The organism is Kitasatospora sp. NPDC023120, from assembly GCF_055560835.1.
In genome coordinates this window covers 13,321-33,610 of record NZ_JBVHHY010000036.1, presented here as the reverse complement: position 1 = coordinate 33,610, position 20,290 = coordinate 13,321, and the positions used below count along the sequence as shown (strand labels likewise).

Here is a 20,290-nt window from a genome sequence, read left to right as displayed (position 1 = left end):
GGTGTCACCCGGACTTGTCGCCCAATTCCGTCGAATGGCTGTCGAATTCGGGGTGCCGCACGCCCAGCTCGCGCTGCTCGACGGCACCGACGTGCGGACGGCCCACGTCGGCGGACGGGAGATCGCGGAGCTCCGCTTCCCCTTCGCCTCCGTCACCAAGCTCTTCACCGCCACCGTGGCGATGCAGCTCGTCCGCGACGGCGACCTCGAGCTGGACGCCCCGCTCGGGCAGTACGGCGAGGAGTTCGCGACCGCGCCCAACGGCCTGGGGGCGACGGTGACCCTGAGGCACCTGCTGAGCCACACCAGCGGCCTGGTCTGCGACCTGGACGGCGGCGACCCGAGCCCGCGAGGCTTCGCGGCCGCCGCCGGGAAGCCGGATCTGCTGTTCCCGGCGGGCAGCGCCTGCTCCTACTCGAACGCGGGCTTCGCGCTCGTCGGCCGGCTGATCGAGTCCGCGGCCGGCCTGGCCTGGCGCGAGGCGGTGGACACCTTCCTGCTGCGGCCGCTCGGCATCACCCCCGCCCACCTGCCCGGGTCGGGGCCGGACGGCTCCGGCCCGGCCATCGCCTCCGGCCACGCCGGCGCCGGGGCGGGCGCCGTCCCCGTCGACTTCAGGGTCCCCACGGCGCTGGCCCCCGCGGCGGCGCTGGCCGGCACCGCCGAGGACCTGGTGGCCTTCGCCCGGCTGCACACCGAGGTGCGCGACGGCGCGCACGACGCCCTGCTCGACGAGGGCGGCGTCACGGAGATGCGGCGCCCGGCGCCGGGCGCCGAACCGTACGGGCTCGCCGACGGCTTCGGCCTGGGCTGGGCCCGGTACGGACCGGCGGGCCGATCCTGGCTCGGCCTGGACGCGATGGGCGCGGGCACCACCTGCAACCTCCGGGTGCAGCCGCAGGACGGCACCGTCGTGGCCCTGGTCACCGACTCCGTCGCGGGGCTGGCCCTGTGGCGCGAGCTCACCGAGTGGCTGCGCGTCCAGGGCCGGGACATCGGCACACCGCCGGCCGGGAACCTCGAGGAGCGCCCGGGCCCCGCGGCCGCCGCCGACCTGGCCGGCACCTGGGCCAACGGCAGCATGGTCTACCGGATCACCGGCGGCGCTGGCTCGCCGGTCCACCTCGACGACGACAGCGGTGCGCGCTACCGGCTCGACCTCGACGACCGCGGCCGCTTCTCCGCCCACCGCACCGATGCCCCCGAAGCCCCGTACGCGGGCCGCTTCCTGCCCCATCCGGAAATCGGGCAGGGCCTGATCATGCAGTTCGCCGGGCGCGTGCTGCGCCCGGAGGCGCCGTATGCGGAGCGATTCGGGAATTCCTCCGTAACCGGCCGCTGAAAAATCCGAACCACCGCTGTCCCCCTCTCGGACGACTTATTCGCTGGAGTATGGAAGTGACAGGAACGAACGGCACCCGGTCGGTTTCTCCGGAAGCGGCCGCCGAGCACGGCGGATTGTCACCGGTCCAGCGGCGGCTGTGGTTCTTGAACCGGCTCCAGGAATCCGGCGCCGGAGAGACCCTCGCCCACGCGACCCGACTGACCGGTCTCCTCGACCCGACCGCGCTCAGGGACGCGCTGGGCGACCTGCTGGCCCGTCACGACCTGCTGCGCACCGTCCATGCCGAGCAGGACGGCCACTGCCGCCCCGAACTCCGCCCCGCGCCCGAGCCGTTCGCGGGCCTGGCCGTCCGCCCCTGCGATCCGGACCGGCTCGACCGGGAGCTCGCGCGGGTGGCGGCCCTCCCCTTCGACCTGACCCGGGACATCCCGCTGCGCGCCGAAGTCTTCGGGCTCGCCCCCGACGAGCACGTACTCCTGCTGGTGCTGCACCGCGTCGCCGGAGACGAGGCGTCCTGGCAGCCCCTGCTGGGCGACCTGGCCGGCGCGTACGCCGCCCGCGCCCGCGGCGAGCACCCGGCGGACGGCGGCCGGCCCGAGCAGTACGCCCGGTCGGCGGCGCGCCAGGCCGACGCCCTCGGCACCATGGAGCGCCCTTCCCCGGCCGCTGTCACCGAACTGGAGTTCTGGCGCGGGGCCCTGGCCGGAGCGCCCGAACAGCTCCAGCTCCCGGCCGACCGCACCCGCCCAGCCGTCGCCGGCTACCTCAGCGCGCGACTGCGGCTGCGCCTGGACGCCCGGCGCCACCGGGCCGTGGAGGCACTGGCCGCCCACGCCGGCACCGAGGTCTTCGCCGTGCTGCACGCCGCGCTCGCCGCCGTCCTGCGCCGCTTCGGCGCGGGGGACGACCTGCCGCTGGGCACCACCCTCAGCCTCCGCGGCGGCGACGAGGCGGCCGTGGTGGGCCCGTTGGAGAACACCGTGGTGCTGCGCACCGCCGTGCCGGAGCGGGCGACCTTCACGGAGCTGGTGCGCTCCTGCGCGGCCACCGCCGCCACCGCCCGCGCACACGGCACACTGCCCTTCCCGTGGCTGGTCGAGTCGGTGCGGCCGGACCGGGCACTGAACCGGCACCCGCTGTGCCAGGTCGTCCTCGACCTCGCCCGGCCGGTGCCCGCGCCGGACGCCTTCGGCGACCTGGCGGCACGTACCCGGGAGGTGCCCGCCGACCGCTCGCCCTACGACCTCCACCTGCGGGCCGTGCCGGAGCACCAGGACGGCGCCCCGCGCGGCATGGACCTCCTGGTCGACTACAGCCGGGAGCTGTTCGACGAGCCGACTGTGCACCGCCTGGCCGAGGCCGTCATGAGGCTGCTGGACGAGGCCGCCGACTCCCCCGAACTGGCGCTCGACACCTTCGACGTCCTGGACGGTGCGGAGCGGGAGCGTGTGCTGACCCGGTGGAACGCCACCGCGCGGCCGGTGCCGGACGACACGGTCGCCGACCTCTTCGAGGCGCGGGTGCGCGGTTGCCCGCAGGCGCCGGCCGTGGTGCACGCGGGCCGGACCACCGACTACGCGCAGCTGGACGCGCGCGCCAATCGCATCGCCCGGGCCCTGGCCGACCGCGGTGCGGCCCCCGGTGGCTTCGTCGCCGTCGTACTCCCGCGCTGCACCGACCTGGTGGCGACCCTGCTCGCGGTCGCCAAGACCGGCGCGGCGTACCTGCCGATCGACCCCGAGTACCCGGCCGAGCGCATCGCCTACGCGCTGTCCGACACCGGGCCGGTCACCGTCGTCACCGACCGCCGCACCGCCGCCCGGCTGTCCACCGGGGCCCGGCTCATGGTGCTGGACGAGCCGGACACCGTCCGAGAGCTGGCGGCGCTGCCCGACACGGCGCCGGTCGAGCCGGCCCGCCGCACCGTGCCGGGCGCCGACCAGGCCGCGTACGTCATCTACACCTCCGGCTCGACCGGCAAGCCCAAGGGCGTGGTCGTCGGCCGCCGGGCGCTGGCCAACTTCCTGTCCTCGATGGCCGAACTGCTGCCGCTCACCCCCGCCGACGTGTGGACGGCCGTCACCACCGTCGCCTTCGACATCGCCGCCCTGGAGCTGTACCTGCCGCTGACCAGCGGGGCCACCGTGGTGCTGGCCGACCGGGAGACCACCCGTGACCCCCAGGCCCTGGCGGAGCTGATCACCACCACCGGTACCACGATCATGCAGGCCACCCCCGGCCTGTGGCAGGCGCTGTGCGAGCAGCGGCCCGAGGCCGTGCGCGGACTGCGGATGGCCGTCGGCGGCGAGGCACTGCCCGCGGCCCTCGCCCGGACCATGCGGGAGCTGGGCTCCGAGGCCGTCAACCTCTACGGACCGACCGAGACCACCATCTGGTCCACCTGCGCCCGGCTCGACGGCCGACCCGGAGCCCCAGCCATCGGCAGGCCCGTCGGCAACACCCGCGCGTACGTCCTGGACGCCGCGCTGCGGCCGGTGCCCACCGGAGTGGTCGGCGAGCTGTACCTCGGCGGGGCCGGCGTCGCCCACGGCTACCAGGGCCGCCCCGGCCTCACCGCCGAGCGCTTCGTCGCCGACCCCTTCTCCGACCGGCCGGGCGCGCGGCTGTACCGCACCGGCGACCTGGCCCGCTGGGCCGCCGACGGCAACCTGGAGTTCCTCGGCCGCAGCGACCACCAGGTCAAGGTCCGCGGCTTCCGCATCGAACTCGGCGAGATCGAGGCGGTCCTGGAACAGCACCCCGACGTCGCCCAGGCGGTCGTGGTGGACCGGGAGCTGCGCCCGGGCGACATACGGCTGCTGGCCTACACCGTCGCGGCCGCCGGCCGGCAGCCGGACCCCGGCCGACTGCGGGAGCACGTGGCGTCCGTCCTGCCCGACTACATGACCCCGGCCGCGGTCGTGCCCCTGGCGGAGCTGCCGCTGACCCCCAACGGCAAGGCCGACCGGGCCGCGCTGCCGCTGCCGGTCCTGGAACCGGCAGCCACCCGGCGCGCGCCCCGGGTGGCCCGCGAGGAGCAGCTGCACGCCCTGTTCTGCGAAGTGCTGGGCGTCGACCGGATCGGCATCGACGACGGCTTCTTCGACCTGGGCGGGCACTCGCTGCTCGCGACCCGGTTGGTCAGCCGGATCCGGGCCGTCCTGGACAGCGAGGTGTCCGTCCGCACCCTGTTCGAGGCCCCGACGGTGGCCGCGCTCGCCCAGCGCCTCGACGGCTCCCACACCGGCCCCGGCCTGCCACGGGCCGTCCGCAACGGGCCGCTGCCGATGTCGTACGGCCAGCAACGGCTGTGGTTCCTGCACGAGTACGAGCCCGGCGGCATCGAGTACAACTCGCCGCTGGCGTTGCGGCTGACCGGCGAACTGGAGCCGGAGGCCGCCGAGGCGGCGCTGCGGACGCTGGTCGCCCGCCACGAGGCGCTGCGCACCACCTTCGAGGTCGTCGACGGGCAGGGCCGGCAGCTGGTGCACGACACCGCGCCGGTGCCGCTGCGATACCTGGACTGGTCCGCGCGCCCGGCGTCCGGGCACGAAGCGGAACTGGACCGGCTGCTGCGCGAGTACGCGGCGCTGCCGTTCGACCTGCGCCGGGGGCCGCTGCTGCGCGTGGTGCTGGTGCGCCTGTCCGAGCGGGAGCACGTCCTGCTGCTGGACATGCACCACATCATCACCGACGGCTGGTCAAAGGACGTGCTGGCGCGGGAGTTCTGCGCCCTCTACGAGGAGACCGTGACCGGCACCGCGGCGGTACTGGAGCCGCTGCCCGTGCAGTACGCGGACTACGCCGCGTGGCAGCGCGTCGAGGAACGGCGGCGCAGCGGCGCCGGGCCGCGCGAGGACCTGGAGTACTGGCGGCGCAAGCTCGCCGGACTCGGCCCGCTGGAGCTGCCGACCGACCGGCCCCGCCCACCGGTGCGCACCACCTCGGGTGACCAGCACGTTTTCGTCGTCCCCGCCGAACTGTCCGATCGGCTCGGCGAGTTGTGCCGGGACCAGCAGACCACGCTGTTCGCCACGCTGGTGGCGGCGGTCCAGCTGCTGTTGTCCCGCTACAGCCGCCAGCGGGACGTGGCCGTCGGCACGATCGTCTCCGGGCGCGACCGCGTCGAGTTGGAGAACGTCCTGGGCTACTTCGTCAACACCCTGGTCCTGCGCGGCGAGGTCCGCCCGGAGGCGACGGTCGGGGAGTTCCTGGCCGAGACCCGGCGCACCGTGTTGGAGGCGCTGACGCACCAGGAGCTGCCCTTCGACCGCCTGGTCGAGGAGCTGCAGCCGGAGCGGGACCCGAGCCGCACCCCGCTGTTCCAGGCGGGGGTGACGCTCCACCGGGTGCAGACCGTCGAGTCGCCCCGCCTGCGGGCCGAGGAGCTCCGCCTCCCCCGGATCAGCGCGATGTTCGACCTGGGCTTCGAGTTCGAGGACCGGGACGGCGAGCTGTCCTGCCGGGTGGAGTACAACACCGACCTGTTCGACCGCTCCACCGTCGAGCGGATGTCCGGGCACGTGCTGGTGCTGCTGGCGCAGCTCTGCTCCGGCACCCACCGCACGCTGGACGGGCTGCCGCTGATGACGGAGCGGGAACGGGCACTGGTCACCGGGCAGTGGAGCAGCCCCGCCCCGCGCACCGGCCGTGCCGACCACCCGAACGTGTCCGCGCTCCTCGCCGAACAGGCGGCCCTGCGGCCGCAGGCACTCGCGGTGGTGTCCGCCGACCGGCGCCTCACCTTCGCCGAGCTGCACGCCTGGGCCGACGCGCTCGCGCACCGGCTGGTGGCGTGCGGGGTACGCCCGGGCGAGGTGGTCGCCGTACACGCCGGCCGCGGCCCCGGCATGACCGTCGGTCAGCTCGCCGTCCTCAAGGCGGGCGCCGCCGTGCTGCCGCTGGACCCGGCACTGCCCGCCGACCGGACCGACTACGTCCTGCGCGACGCCGACGTGCGCGTCGTGGTCACCGAGCGGTCGCCGGCCGACGGCCCGGTGCCGGACCAGGGCCACGTGTTGTCCGTGGAAGACGCCGAGGGGCAGGCCGTGGACGGCCCGCCCGCCGTCGTGACCGGTCCGGACGACCTGGCCTACGTGTTCTACACCTCGGGCTCCACCGGCCGGCCCAAGGGCGTGCAGATCGAGCACGGCGGCATCCTCAACCTCCTGCAGTGGTACCGCGACCACTACCGGGTGGGTCCGGCGGACCGCGCCTCGCAGCTGGTGTCGCCGGGCTTCGACCCGACCGTGCTGGAGCAGTGGGGCAACCTCGGCGCCGGGGCGAGCCTGTGGTTCGTCCCCGACGCGCAGCTTGACGACCCCTACCTGCTCACCGAGTGGATGACGGCCAACCGCATCACGCTCGCCGTGGTGCCGGCGCCGCGGCTGGACTCCGTACTGGACCAGCCCGGCGTCTACCGGGGCGAGCTGCGCTACCTGCTCACCGGCGCCGACGTGGTCCGCCGCAGGCTGCCCGCGGACGCCCCCTTCACGCTGGTCAACCACTACGGCCCGACCGAGACCACGGTGCTGACCACGGCGGCCGTGCTGCGCGAGCGCGGGGACGCCTCCGACCAGCGGCTGCCGTCCATCGGCTCGGCCATCACCGGGACCCGCACCTACGTCCTCGACGAGCACCGCCGGCCGGTGCCGGTCGGCGTGCCCGGCGAGCTGTACGTCGGCGGCCGGGGCCTGGCCCGCGGCTACCTCAACCGCCCGGAGCTGACCGCCGAGCGTTTCGTCCCCGACCCCTTCGACCCGGAGGGCCGGCTGTACCGCACGGGCGACCTCGTACGGTGGCTGCCCGACGGCGAACTGGACTTCCTGGGGCGGCTGGACAACCAGGTCAAGGTCCGCGGCTACCGCATCGAACTGGGCGAGGTGGAGACCGCCCTGCTGCGGCTGCCCGGCGTGGCCAGGGCCGCGGTGGTCGCCGATCCGGGCGGGGCCGGCTCCGCCGTGCTGACGGGGTACGTGGTACCCGAGAGCGGCGGCGAACCCGACCCGGAGGAGCTGCGCCAGTGGCTCGGCGCCGACCTGCCCGAGTACATGGTCCCGCCGCACATCCTGGTGCTGGCCGCCTTCCCGGAAACCACCAGCGGCAAGATCGACCGCAACGCCCTGCCGAGGCCGGAGGCCAGGCCGCAGGGCCGGCGCGGCTACACCGCGCCCCGCAACGCGGTCGAGCGGGCTCTGACCCGCATCTGGGAGCAGGTCCTGGAGACCGATCGGATCGGCGTCGCCGACGACCTGGCCGCCCTGGGCGCCAGCTCCGTCGCCACCCTGCAGACCGTCTCCCGCATCCGCGAGGACTTCGGCGTCACCGTCTCGGTGCGCGAGGTCTTCACCGCCCGGACCGTCTCCGAACTGGCCGGCGTGGTCCGTGCCAGGGCCCGCGAACAACTGCGCCGCCCCGAGCCGGACACCACCACCCGCACCAGCGCACGAGGGGAATGACATGCCCGAACAGACCGCCGGCGCACCCGAGCCCGACGACCTCGACCTCCTGGACGACGCCGCCCTCGACGCGTTACTGGAGCAGCGGCTGAACGACCGGACCGGACCGGATCCGGAAGCAGACACCATCCGCCCCGTCGACGAGGGCCGGCCCGCCCCGCTGTCGTTCGGCCAGGAACGGCTGTGGTTCCTGGACCGGTACGAGTCCGGGGGCGTCGAGTACAACTCCGCCGTCGGGCTGCGCCTGCGCGGAGAGTTGGACCGCAGGGCGCTCGCCGCCGCGCTGGGACAGCTCGTCGACCGCCACGAGCCGCTGCGCACCGCCTTCGCCGTCATCGGGGACAGGCCGCACCAGGTCGTCCGCCCCGCCGCCCCGGTGGACCTGGCCGTACAGGACCTCAGCGGCCTGCCCGAGCCGGCCCGGCAGGAGCGGGTGGACGAGCTGCTGCGGGCCGAACTGAGCCGCCCCTTCGACCTCGCCGAGGGCCGACTGCTCCGGGCCGTGCTGCTGCGCCTGGGCGCCGTCGAGCACGTCCTGCTGCTCGACATGCACCACATCGCCTCCGACGGCTGGTCCAAGGGCGTGATCGCCCGCGAGCTGGGCGAGCTCTACGGGGCCGCACGGGAGGGCCGCGAGCACCGGCTGCCCCCGCTGCCGGTGCGCTACCGCGACTTCGCCGCCTGGCAGCGCGAGCGCCTGACCGACGCCCGGCAGGAGTCCGAGCTGTCCTACTGGAAGGACGCGCTGGCCGGAGTGGAGCCGCTGGAGCTGCCCACCGACCGGCCCCGGCCCGCCGTGCGCACCACCAACGGGGCACTGGCCCGCTTCGTCGTCCCGGCCGAGGTGGCCCGGGAGCTGGCCGAGCTGGGGAAGCGGCACGGCGGCACGCTCTTCTCGGTGCTGGTGGCCGCCTCGCAGGTGCTGCTGTCTCGCTACTCCCGGCAGCGGGACATCGCGGTGGGCACCGTGACCGTGGGACGGGACCGCAGCGAACTGGAGCCGCTGGTCGGATTCTTCGTCAACACCCTGGTGCTGCGCTCGGACGTGGACGCCGACCTGCCGTTCACCGACTTCCTCGGACGGGTCGTGGGCACCGTGTGGGACGCCCTGGCCCACCAGGACCTCCCCTTCGACCGGCTGGTGGACGCGCTGCGCGTCGAGCGGGACCCGAGCCGCACCCCGCTGGTGCAGGCCGCGGTCGTCCTGCAGAACACCCCCGCCGGCGAGATCTCACTGCCGGGGCTGGAGGTGACGGAGTTCCGCCCGGCATCGGTGTCCTCGGTCTTCGACCTGACGCTGGAGTTCACCGAGACCGCCTCCGGCGAACTGGCCGGCACCGTCGAGTACAACACCGACCTGTTCGACGCCGACACCATGGACCGCCTCACCGGCCACCTGGGCGTACTGCTCGCGGGCATCGCGGCCGACCCGCACCGCCCGGCGGGCGACCTCCCGCTCTTGACCGCCGGCGAACTGCGCACCCTCACCCGCGAGTGGGGCGACAACCGCGTCCCGTACCCGGCCGACGCCACCGTGCCGGACCTGGTCGCCGAGCGGGCCCGGCGCGATCCGGACGCGATCGCGATCGGCGGTGGGACGGGCGGGCTCAGCTACCGCGAGCTGGAGGAGCGCGCCAACCGGCTCGCCCACCACCTGATCGCCCGGGGCGCCCGGCCCGGCGGCTACGTCGCGGTCTGCCTGCCCCGCGGAGCCGACTTCTACCAGGCCCTGCTGGCCGTGCTCAAGGCCGGCTGCGCCTACGTGCCGCTGGACCCGGACCACCCGGCCGAGCGGCTGGCGTACATCCTCGACGACACCCGGGCGCCGCTCTGCCTGACCGACCGTACCCTGGTCGGCCGGATACCCGCCGACCACACCCGGACGGTCCTGCTGGACGAGGAGGCCGAGGCGATCGCCGCCCGCCCGCAGGACGCCCCGCGGGTCGCGGCCGGCCCGAGCGACGCGGCCTACGTGCTGTACACCTCCGGCTCCACCGGCACGCCCAAGGGCGTCGTCGTCGAGCACCGCTCGATCGTCCGGCTGGTCAGCTCCGCCGACTACGCGCCGCTGCGCCCGGACGACGTGGTCGCCCAGGCCGCGGACGTCACCTTCGACGCCGCCACCTTCGAGATCTGGGGCGCCCTGACCGCCGGGGCCGAGCTGGTGCCGCTGGACCGCGAGACCCTGCTGGACGCACGGGCGCTGAGTGCGGCCATCGACCGGCTGGGCATCACCACCATGTGGCTGACCGCCGGGGTGTTCGACCAGGTGGCGGCCGTCGACCCGGCCGCCTTCGGCCGGCTGCGGAACCTGCTCTTCGGCGGCGACGCCGTCAACCCGCGACGGGCGGCCGAGGTCCTCGCGGCCGCGCCGCCGCAGCGCCTGGTCAACGGCTACGGCCCCACCGAGACCACCACCTTCGCGACCTGGCACCACGTCCGCGAGGCCGACGGGACCACCCCGATCCCGATCGGCCGGCCCATCGTCAACACCTCGGTGTACGTGCTGGACGAGCGCCGCGCGCCCGTGCCCGCCGGGGTCCCCGGCGAGCTGTACATCGGCGGCCCGGGCGTGGCCCGCGGCTATCTCAACCTGCCCGAGCTGTCCGGGGAACGCTTCACCGCCGACCCCTTCTCCGACACCCCGGAAGCCCGGATGTACCGCACCGGCGACCTGGTGCGCTGGCGGGGCGACGGCACCCTGGAGTTCCTCGGCCGCACCGACCAGCAGGTCAAGGTGCGCGGCTACCGCATAGAACCGGGCGAGATCGAGTCCGTCCTGGAACAGCACCCGCTGGTCGCCGCCGCCGTGGTGACGGTGCGCCAGGACGGTGAGCGCAAGCAACTGGTCGGCTACGTGCGGCAGTCCGGCGACGAGCCGGTCGAGTCGGCCGGCCTGCGCGCCTTCGCCGAGGCCCGGCTGCCCGGCTACCTGGTGCCCTCCGCCTTCGTGGTGCTCGACCGGTTCCCACTCACCGCCAGCGGCAAGCTGGACCGGCGCGCACTGCCCGCACCTGCCGAGCAGCACACGCCCGGCGGTGACCACACCGCCCCCGAGGGCGAGGCCGAACAGGCGCTGGCGCAGGTGTGGTCCGAGGTCCTCGGCCTCGAGCGGGTGGGTACCCGCGACAACTTCTTCGACCTCGGCGGCGACTCCATCCTCAGCATCCAGGTCGTCGCCAGGGCCCGGCAGGCCGGCTGGGAGCTGACCTCCAAGGACGTCTTCGCCCGGCAGACCGTGGCCGAACTGGCGCGGGCGGCCGTCCGGGTCACCGCCGGAGCCGACACCGGGGCGGTCACCGGGGAGGCCCCGCTGACCCCCGTCCAGCGGTGGTTCCTCGCCCACCACACCCGCGCCCCGCACCACTTCAACCAGTCCGTGCTGCTCACCCTCGCCCCGGACACCGACGAGCGGGCGCTCGCGGAGGCGCTGCGCGGCGTGGTCGCCCACCACGACGCGCTGCGGATGCGCTTCCCCGGCCGGGGCGCCGAGCTGCGCCAGGTCAACCTGCCCGTGGGGGAGGGGATCGCCCTGGAGCGGGTCGACCTGAGCGGGCTCGACGCCGCGCAGCGGCAGCACACCACCGCCGCGCTGGCCGAGCGGGCCCAGGCCGGGCTCGACCTCGACGAGGGCCCGCTGCTGCGCGCCCTGCTGTTCGCCGGGGCGCCCGGTGAGCCGGACCGGCTGTTCCTGACCGTCCATCACCTGGTCGTCGACGGGGTGTCCTGGCGGATCCTGCTGGAGGACCTGGAGCGGGCCTTCGCCCGGACGGCGGCCGGCCGGCCGGTGGACCTGGGTGCCAAGACCACCTCCTTCCTCGACTGGGCCCGCCGCCTGGACGAGCACACCGCGGCGGGCGGCTTCGACGACGAGCTGGACCACTGGCGGGAGCTGGCCGCCCGGCCGACCGCGCCGCTGCCGGTCGACCGCGACGGCGGGAACACCATGGCATCGGTGCGCCGGGTGCGTGCCGTGCTGGACGCCGAAGCCACCGACGCCCTGCTGCACCGGGTGCCGGCGGTCTACCGCACCCAGGTCAACGACATCCTGCTCACCGCGCTCGGCCAGACCCTGTGCGCCTGGACCGGGGACGAGCGGGTGATGGTCGACCTGGAGGGCCACGGCCGCGAGGAGATCCTCGACGGGGTGGACGTCTCGCGCACCACCGGGTGGTTCACGTCGATCTTCCCCGTCCTGCTGACCGTCCCGCGCGGCGACGGGGCGGGCGAGCTGATCAAGTCCACCAAGGAAGGCCTGCGGGCGGTTCCGAGGCGCGGTGTCGGCTACGGAGCGCTGCGCCACCTGGCCGGCGGCCGTGCCGCCCTGCCCGAGTGCTCGCCCGCCGTCAGCTTCAACTACCTGGGGCAGTGGCGGGACGCCGGCGGCGACGGACTGTACACGGACGTCGAGTTCGACTTCGGCCGGGACCACAGCCCGCTGGAGACCCGCCCGCACCTGCTCGACATCGTCGGCGAAGTCCGCGGCGGGAAGCTGGAGTTCACGCTCTACTACGCGCAGGACGTGCACCACGAAACGACCGTGCGGGCGGTGGCCGACGGCCTGGTCGGCGCGGTGCGCGGCCTGGTCGAGCACTGCCTGCAGCCGGACACCGGCGGCGCCACCCCGTCCGACTTCCCGCTGGCCGGCCTCGACCAGGCCGCAGTGGACCGCCTGGCCGGCACCGGCGGCCAGGTGGCGGACATCTACCCGCTCACCCCGATGCAGACCGGCATGCTCTTCCACGCGCTCACCGAGCCGGACGGCGCCTACCTCGACCACGTCTCCTTCCTCCTGGACGGCGCCGGCGACGCCGACGCGCTGGCCACGGCCTGGCAGCGGGTCGCCGAGGCGACCCCGGCACTGCGCACCCACCTGGTGTGGGAGGGCGTCGAACGCCCGCTGCAGATCGTCCGGCGCGACGCCCGGCCGAGCGTGCGAACCCTGGACTGGCGCGACCGCACGGCAGACGAACGGGTCGTGCTGCTCGGCGAGTTGATGGCCCAGGAGCGGCGGTCCGGGATGGACCTGTCGGTCGGCCCGCTGACCCGGGTGGTGCTGGCCCGGGAGAGCGACAGCGCCGTCCGCGTCGTGTGGACCTTCCACCACATCGTCCTCGACGGCTGGAGCACCTCCCGGATCCTCGGCGACCTCTTCGCCTGCTACCGAGCCCTCGTCGACGGGGAGGCGCCGGCGCGGGCCGTCCCGGGCCGGCCCCCGTTCCGCGACTACGTCCAGTGGCTCGGCCGCCAGGACGGTGCCCGGGCCCGGGAGCACTGGCGCCGGACACTGGCCGGGCTGCACTCGCCCACCCCGCTCCCGTACGACCGCCACCCGGTGCCGGGCCACCAGTCCGAGGCCGCCGAGCGGGTCCGCGTGGAGCTCGAGCCGGGGCACTGCGCCGCGCTCACCGAGCGCGCCCGCGGCCACCGGCTCACCCTCAACACCCTGGTCCAGGGCGCCTGGGCGCTGCTGCTGTCCCGCTACAGCGGCGAGCGGGACATCTGCTTCGGGGCCACCGTCTCCGGCCGTCCGGCCGACCTGCCGGGCGTGGGGGAGATGGTCGGCAACTTCCTCAACACCCTGCCGGTGCGGACCCTGGTGGCCGAGGACGACCACCTGTCGGCCTGGCTGCGGCGGCTGCAGGAGGAGCAGGTCGAGTCCCGCGACTACGAGTACGCGCCGCTGACCGAGGTCCACGCCGCCTCCGAACTTCCGCGCGGCACCCGCTTGTTCGACAGCATCGTGGTCTTCGAGAACTACCCGGGCAACGAGGGGGCGGCGGCCGCGCACGGGCTGGCGGTCACCGGCGTCACGGCGGTGGACACCACCAGCTACCCGCTGGACCTGACCGCCTACCTCGACGGGGACCGGCTCGCCCTCCAACTCGCCTACGACCCCGCCCTGTTCGACCATGCCCGGGTGGCCCGGATGGCCGAGCACCTGGCGGCGCTGCTGCGCGGCATGGCGGACGGGCTGGACCGGACCGTGGCGGAGCTGCCCATGCTCACCGCGCAGGAGCGGGCCCTGCTACTCGGCGACTGGAGCGGGTCCCCCATCCCCTTCGACGAGGGCTGCCTGCACGAGCTGATCGCCCGGCACGCCCGGCTCACCCCGGACGCCGAGGCGGTGGTCTACGGCCAGGCCTCGCTCACGTACGCCGAACTGGACGAGATGGCCGACCGGTTGGCCCAGGAGCTGGCCGCGCGCGGCGTGCGCCCGGACTCGGTGGTCGCCATCTGCGTGGAGCGCGGGCTGCACATGGTGGTGGCCCTGCTGGGCGTGCTCAAGGCCGGTGGCGCCTACCTGCCGCTGGACCCCGCGCACCCCGCCGATCGGCTGGCGTACGTCCTCGCCGACAGCGCCGCCGAACTGGTGCTCACCCAGTCCGCGGTGGCCGGCCGACTGCCCGACGGCGTGCCGGCGCTGCGGCTGGACGAGGAGTGGCCGCGGATCTCCGGGCTTCCCGCGCGGACTCCGGCCTCCGGCGTCACCCCCGGCCACCTCGCCTACGTGATCTACACCTCCGGCTCCACCGGACGGCCCAAGGGCGTCATGGTCGAGCACCGTAGCGTCGCCTACGCCGCCGAGGCGTGGAAGCAGCTGTACCGGCTCGCGGACGTACCGCCGGCCCGCCAGCTCAACGTGGCCAGCATGTCCTTCGACGTGTTCGTCTCCGACCTGGCGCACGTGCTGTGCCACGGCGGTACGTTGGTCATCGCGAGCACCGAGGCCACCACCGACCCGGGGCAGCTGCTGGACCTGATGCACACGGCCCGGGTGACCCATCTGGAGACCGTGCCCTCGCTGGCCAACGCGGTGGTCGAGGAGGCCGAGCGGCGGGGCACCGGACTGCCGCCGCTGCGCGTGCTCGCCGTCGGCTCCGACAACTGGCGGACGCAGGACTGCCGCCGGCTCCTCGCGCAGACCGCCGCGGACACCCTGGTGCTCAACTCCTACGGCGTCACCGAGGCCACCGTGGAGTCCTGCGCGTACCCCGTCCGGGCGGACCGGGTACCGGATGGCGCCGGAGTGCCGGTCGGTCGGGCGATCCCCGGGGCGCGCACCTACGTGCTCGACGAGACGCGCCGGCCCGTCCCGGTCGGCGTCGTCGGCGAGCTGTACCTCGGCGGCCCCGGCGTGGCCCGGGGCTACCTGAACCGGCCCGAGCTGACCGAGGAGCGGTTCCTGCCCGACCCGTTCTCCGCCGAGCCCGGCGCCCGGCTCTACCGCACCGGGGACCTGGTCCGTCGACGGGCCGACGGCGACATCGAGTTCGCCGGGCGGGCCGACGATCAGGTCAAGATCCGGGGCTTCCGGATCGAACTGGGCGAGGTCGAGGCCGCCATGCGGCGCCACCCCGCAGTGGCCGACGCCGTGGTCGCCGCACGGACCGACGGCGACGGCCCGGCCCGCCTGGTCGGCTACGCCGTGCCCGCGCCGGGGCGGCCGTTCGCCGCCGTGGAGCTGCGCGCCCACCTGGAGGAGACGCTGCCGCGGTACATGGTGCCCGCGGTGTTCGTCGAGATGGCCGCGCTGCCGCTGAACGCGAACGGCAAGGTCGACCGCCGCGCCCTGCCCGCGCCGGACCCGGAGACGGCGCGCGGCACCGGACACGTGGCGCCCCGCAACCGGGTCGAGCAGGCCCTGGCCGAGGTCTGGGCCCAGGTCCTGCGCGTCGACCGGGTCGGGGTCGAGGACAACTTCTTCGACCTCGGCGGCGACTCCATCTTGAGCATCCAAGTCGTGACCCGAGCACGGCAGAAGGGGATTACGTTGTCGTCCAAGGACTTGTTCGCCCACCAGACGGTCGCCGAGTTGGCGTTCGCGACAACTGCCGCCGAGACGGCGCAGGGGGCCGCCGACACCCGGCGTGCCGAGCCGGTCGTGGGCCGGGTGCCGCTGACCCCGATCCAGCGCACCTTCTTCGACAGCCATTCGGCCGCACCGCACCACTCCACCATGTCGGTGCTCGTCACACTGTCCGAGGCGCCGGACGTCGCCGCGCTGCGCCGCGCCCTCGACGCCCTGCTGGACCACCACGACCAGCTGCGGGCCCGCTACACCAGCTCGTACGGGCGATGGCAGCAGGAGGTCACCCCGGCGGGCGCCGAATGGCCGCTGGAGGAGGTGGACCTGTCCGGCCGGGACGCCCCCGAGGAGGCCGTGCACGCGGCCGCCTCCCGTGCCCAGGCCGGCTTCGACCTCGCCGCCGGCCGTCCGGTCGCCGCGGTCCTGTTCCACCACGGTCCGGGCCGCGCTCCGCAGCTCTTCCTGACCGCCCACCACCTGGTCGTCGACGCGGTGTCCTGGCAGCTGCTGCTCGGCGACCTGGAGACCGCCTACGCGCAGGCGGCGGCGGGCCGGACGGTCGACCTGGGCGAGCGGACCACGTCGTTCCGCGACTGGGCGCTGCGGTTGTCCGAGCACACCGCGGCGGGCGGCTTCGACGACGAGCTGGACCACTGGGTGGCCACCGGCCGCCGGGCCGAGCCGGACCTGCCGGTCGACCACCCGGGCGAGGCGACGATCGCCTCGGCGGGCGAGGTGCGGGTGTCCGTGGGCGAGGAGGACACCCGGGCGCTGCTGCACGACGTCCCGGCGACCTACCGCACCCAGGTCAACGACGTCCTGCTCACCGCGCTCGGCACCGCGTTGGCCGACTGGACCGGCCGCGGGAGCGTGCTGTTCGACCTGGAAGGCCACGGCCGCGAGGACCTCTTCGACGACGTCGACACCAGCCGCACCGCCGGCTGGTTCACCAGCGCCTTCCCGGTGGCGCTCACCCCGTCCGGCGAGGACTGGGGCGAGCGGCTGAAGGAGGTCAAGGAGCAGCTGCGCGCGGTGCCGCGACGCGGCGTCGGCTACGGCGCGCTGCGCCACCTGAGCCCGGCCGGCTCGCCCGCCGAGATCCTCGCCGAGTCCCCGCGGGCCCAGGTGTGCTTCAACTACCTGGGCCAGGCGAACGAGTCGGCGGACGGCGGCGACCTGGTCCGCGACGTCCGTCTGGGCTTCGGCACCGAGCAGGCGCCCGAGGAGACGCTGGAGTACCTCCTGGACGTCGTCGCCCAGGTCCGGGCCGGCCGGCTGGAGATCTCCCTGTTCCACTCCACGGCCGTGCACGACACCGCGACCGTCGAGCGGTTCGGCGAGCGGCTGGTGGACGCCCTGCGCGGCATCGTCGCGCACTGCGCCGAGGCCGGCGCCGGCGGCGCCACGCCGTCGGACTTCCCGCTGGCGCGGGTGGACCAGCAGACGCTGGACCGGCTCGCCGAGCACGGCGGGCGGATCGACGACCTCTACCCGCTCACGCCCATGCAGGCCGGGCTGCTGTTCCACAGCCTCACCGAGCCCGGCGAGAGCATCTACCTGGGCCACCTGTCGTTCGTCCTGGACGGCGTCGACGACCTCGACGCGCTCGCCGAGGCCTGGCAGCTGCTGACCGACCGCAACCCGATCCTGCGCACCGCCGTCGTCTGGGAGAACGTGGACGACCCGCTGCAGGTGGTGCACCACGGCGTACGGATGCCGGTGGAGATCCTCGACTGGACCGGGCTCGGCGAGGCCGAGCGCGCCGGGCGCTTCGAACGGCTCCTGGACGAGGAACGGGCCCGCAGCATGGACCTGACCGTCGCGCCGCTGTCCCGGGTCACCCTGATCGCCGAGACGCGGCGCAGTGTCCGGATCGTGTGGACCTCGCACCACGTGCTGCTGGACGGCTGGAGCAGCGCGGACCTGCTGGCCGAGCTGCTGGAGCACTACCTGCGGGTGCGTGGCCTCAAGCAGGGCCCGCTGCCGGCCCGTCGGCCGTTCCGCGACTACGTGGCCTGGCTGGACCGCCAGGACCCGCGGGCCGCCGAGCGGCACTGGCGCGGCGTGCTGGAGGGCCACACCGAGCCGACCCCGCTGCCGGTCGACCACGACCTGCCGGGCACCGAATGGACCGGCTCGCGGGCCCGGATCTCCTTCCAGCTCCCCCAGGAGACCTCCGACCTGCTCGGTGAGCTGGTCAAGCGGCACCGGCTCACCGTCAACACGCTCGCGCAGGGCGCGTGGGCGCTGCTGCTGTCCCGCTACTCGGGGCGGACCGACGTGTGCTTCGGCTCGGCGGTGTCCGGGCGGCCCGCCGACCTGCCCGGCGTCGAGTCGATCGCCGGCATCTTCATCAACAACATCCCGGTGCGCACCCGGGTGGACGGCGAGCGGCGGCTGCTCGACTGGCTGGCCGAGCTGCAGCAGGAGCAGACCGAGTCACGCAGCCACGAGTTCGTGTCGCTGTCGCAGATCCGGGGCTGGGCGCAGGTCCAGGCCGGCACCAGCCTGTACGACAGCTACATCGTCGTCGAGAACTACCCGTACGAGGGCGAGATGGGCGCCGACTACGGGGTGAGCCTGCGCGACCCCCAGGCGATGGAGTTCACCAACTTCCCGATGGTGCTGGCCGTGTTCCCGGCCGGGCGGCTGGCCTTCCGGCTCGCCTACGACCCGGTGCTGTTCGAGCCGGAGACCGCCGAGCGCGTCCTGGCCGACCTGCGCGCCCTGCTGGAGGAGATCGCCCACGCGCCGGAGCGCACGGTCGCCCAGCTCGGCGAGCTCAGCGCCGAGCACCGGCGGGAGGTGCTCACCGCCCACCAGGGCCCGCGGATCACCTTCGACGACCGCCCGGTGCACCTGCAGTTCGCCGAGCAGGCGGCACGCACCCCGCAGGCCGTCGCCGCGGTGGACCGGAACGGTCGGCTCACCTTCGCCGAACTCGACGCCGCCGCCAACCGCCTGGCGCACCACCTGGCCGAGCGGGGAGTCGGCGCCGGGGCCCCGGTGGCGGTGCTCCTGGAGCGCGGCACGGACCTGGTCACGGCGCTGCTGGCGGTGCTCAAGGCCGGCGGCATCTACACCCCGGTCGACCCGGGGGCGCCCGCCGAGCGCCTCGCCCTGCTGCTGGAGGACACCGAGGCCCCCGTCGTGGTGACCCACGGCAGTCTGCGCGAGCGGCTGCCGCAGGGCCGGGCCGCGGTGGTGAGCCTGGACGAGGAGCGGGAGCGGATCGCCGCCCGGCCCGCCACCGCGCCGGTGACCACCGTCTCCCCGGACGACCCGGCGTACATCATCCACACCTCCGGTTCGACCGGGCGCCCCAAGGGCGTGGTGGTCGAGCACAGGAGCCTGGCCAACCTGTTCGACAGCCACCGCCGTACCGTCTTCGGCCCGGTCAGGGCGAGCGCGGACGGCCGGGCGGTGCGGGTCGCGCACCTGGCCCCGGCGTCCTTCGACGCCTCGTGGAACCCGGTGCTGTGGATGGCCGACGGCAACGAGCTGCACATCGTCGACGACACCACCCGCCGGGACGCCCAGGCGCTGGCCGACCACCTGGTCGATGAGGGCATCGAGTTCCTGCAGACCACGCCGTCCTACTTCCAGCAGCTGGTCGACACCGGCCTGCTGGACCGGTCGAGCCTGCGCGGCCTGGCCCTGGGCGGCGAGTCGATCGGCCAGGGGCTGTGGGACCTGCTGCGAGCCCGGCCGGGGCTGATGAGCTTCAACTTCTACGGCCCGACCGAGTGCACGGTGGACGCCGTGACCACCCGGCTGGCCGACAGCGAACGCCCGGTGCTGGGCCGCCCGGTGCAGAACACCCGGGCGTACGTCCTGGACAAGGACCTCGGCGTGCTGCCGGTCGGCGCCCCCGGCGAGCTGTGCCTGGCCGGTGCCGGGCTGGCCAGGGAGTACCTCCACCAGCCGGAGCTGACCGAGCGCTCCTTCGTCCGGGCCCCCTTCGGCTCCGGCGAGCGCCTCTACCGCACCGGCGACCGGGTGCGCCGCCTGCCTGACGGGACGCTGGAGTTCCTGGGCCGCCTGGACCACCAGATCAAGCTGCGCGGCTACCGCATCGAGCCGGGCGAGATCGAGCACGCGCTGACCGGCCACCCGGACGTCGAGGAGGCGGTGGTCGCGGTCCTCGGTGAGGGTGAGGTCGAGCGCCTGGCCGGATACGTCCGGGTGGCCGACCCGGCGGCCTTCGACGCCGAGGCGGTGAGCGCCCACCTCGCCGAGCGGCTGCCGGACTACATGGTGCCGCCGGTGCTGGTGCCGGTGGCGCAGTACCCGCTCAACTCCAACGGCAAGGTGGACCGCAAGGCCCTGCTGGAGACCGGGGTGCCGCAGGCCGCGGGCTCCGAGTACGTGGAACCGCGCACCGACACCGAGAAGGCCCTGGCGAAGATCTGGGCCGACGTCCTGGAGGTGGAGCGGGTCGGCGCCCACGACGACTTCTTCGCCCTCGGCGGGCACTCCATCCTCAGCCTGAAGACGCTCTCCCAGATCAAGCGGGCCTTCGGCGTCCGGCCCAGCTTCCGGGAACTGCTCGAGACCCCGACGCTGGCCGCCTTCGCCGAGCTGATCGAGGAGGCGCTGCTGCGGGAGCTGGAGCGCACCGCCACCGAGGGAACCACAGCGGACGGCACTGCCGGCCCGGAACGGAAGGCCTGAGAC

General features: G+C 74.6%; 3 protein-coding genes. All 3 read left to right on the top strand.

Annotated features, from left to right (window positions below):
* Window positions 1–34: 34 nt before the first annotated feature.
* Genes ACZ3TI_RS35725 through ACZ3TI_RS35715 form a run of 3 tightly spaced genes read left to right on the top strand, consistent with a single transcriptional unit; the run spans window position 35 to window position 20,287 of the window.
* Window positions 35–1,342 (top strand): serine hydrolase domain-containing protein, encoded by a 1,308-nt coding sequence (locus ACZ3TI_RS35725; RefSeq protein ID WP_465733804.1) that lies wholly within the window; start codon window positions 35–37, stop codon window positions 1,340–1,342.
* 50 nt (window positions 1,343–1,392) lie between these two features.
* Window positions 1,393–7,803, top strand: coding sequence for an amino acid adenylation domain-containing protein (locus tag ACZ3TI_RS35720; RefSeq protein WP_465733802.1), 6,411 nt, complete (start codon window positions 1,393–1,395; stop codon window positions 7,801–7,803).
* 1 nt (window position 7,804) lies between these two features.
* Entirely contained in the window at window positions 7,805–20,287 is a 12,483-nt protein-coding gene (locus tag ACZ3TI_RS35715) for a non-ribosomal peptide synthetase (protein ID WP_465733800.1), read from the top strand.
* Window positions 20,288–20,290: the final 3 nt, after the last annotated feature.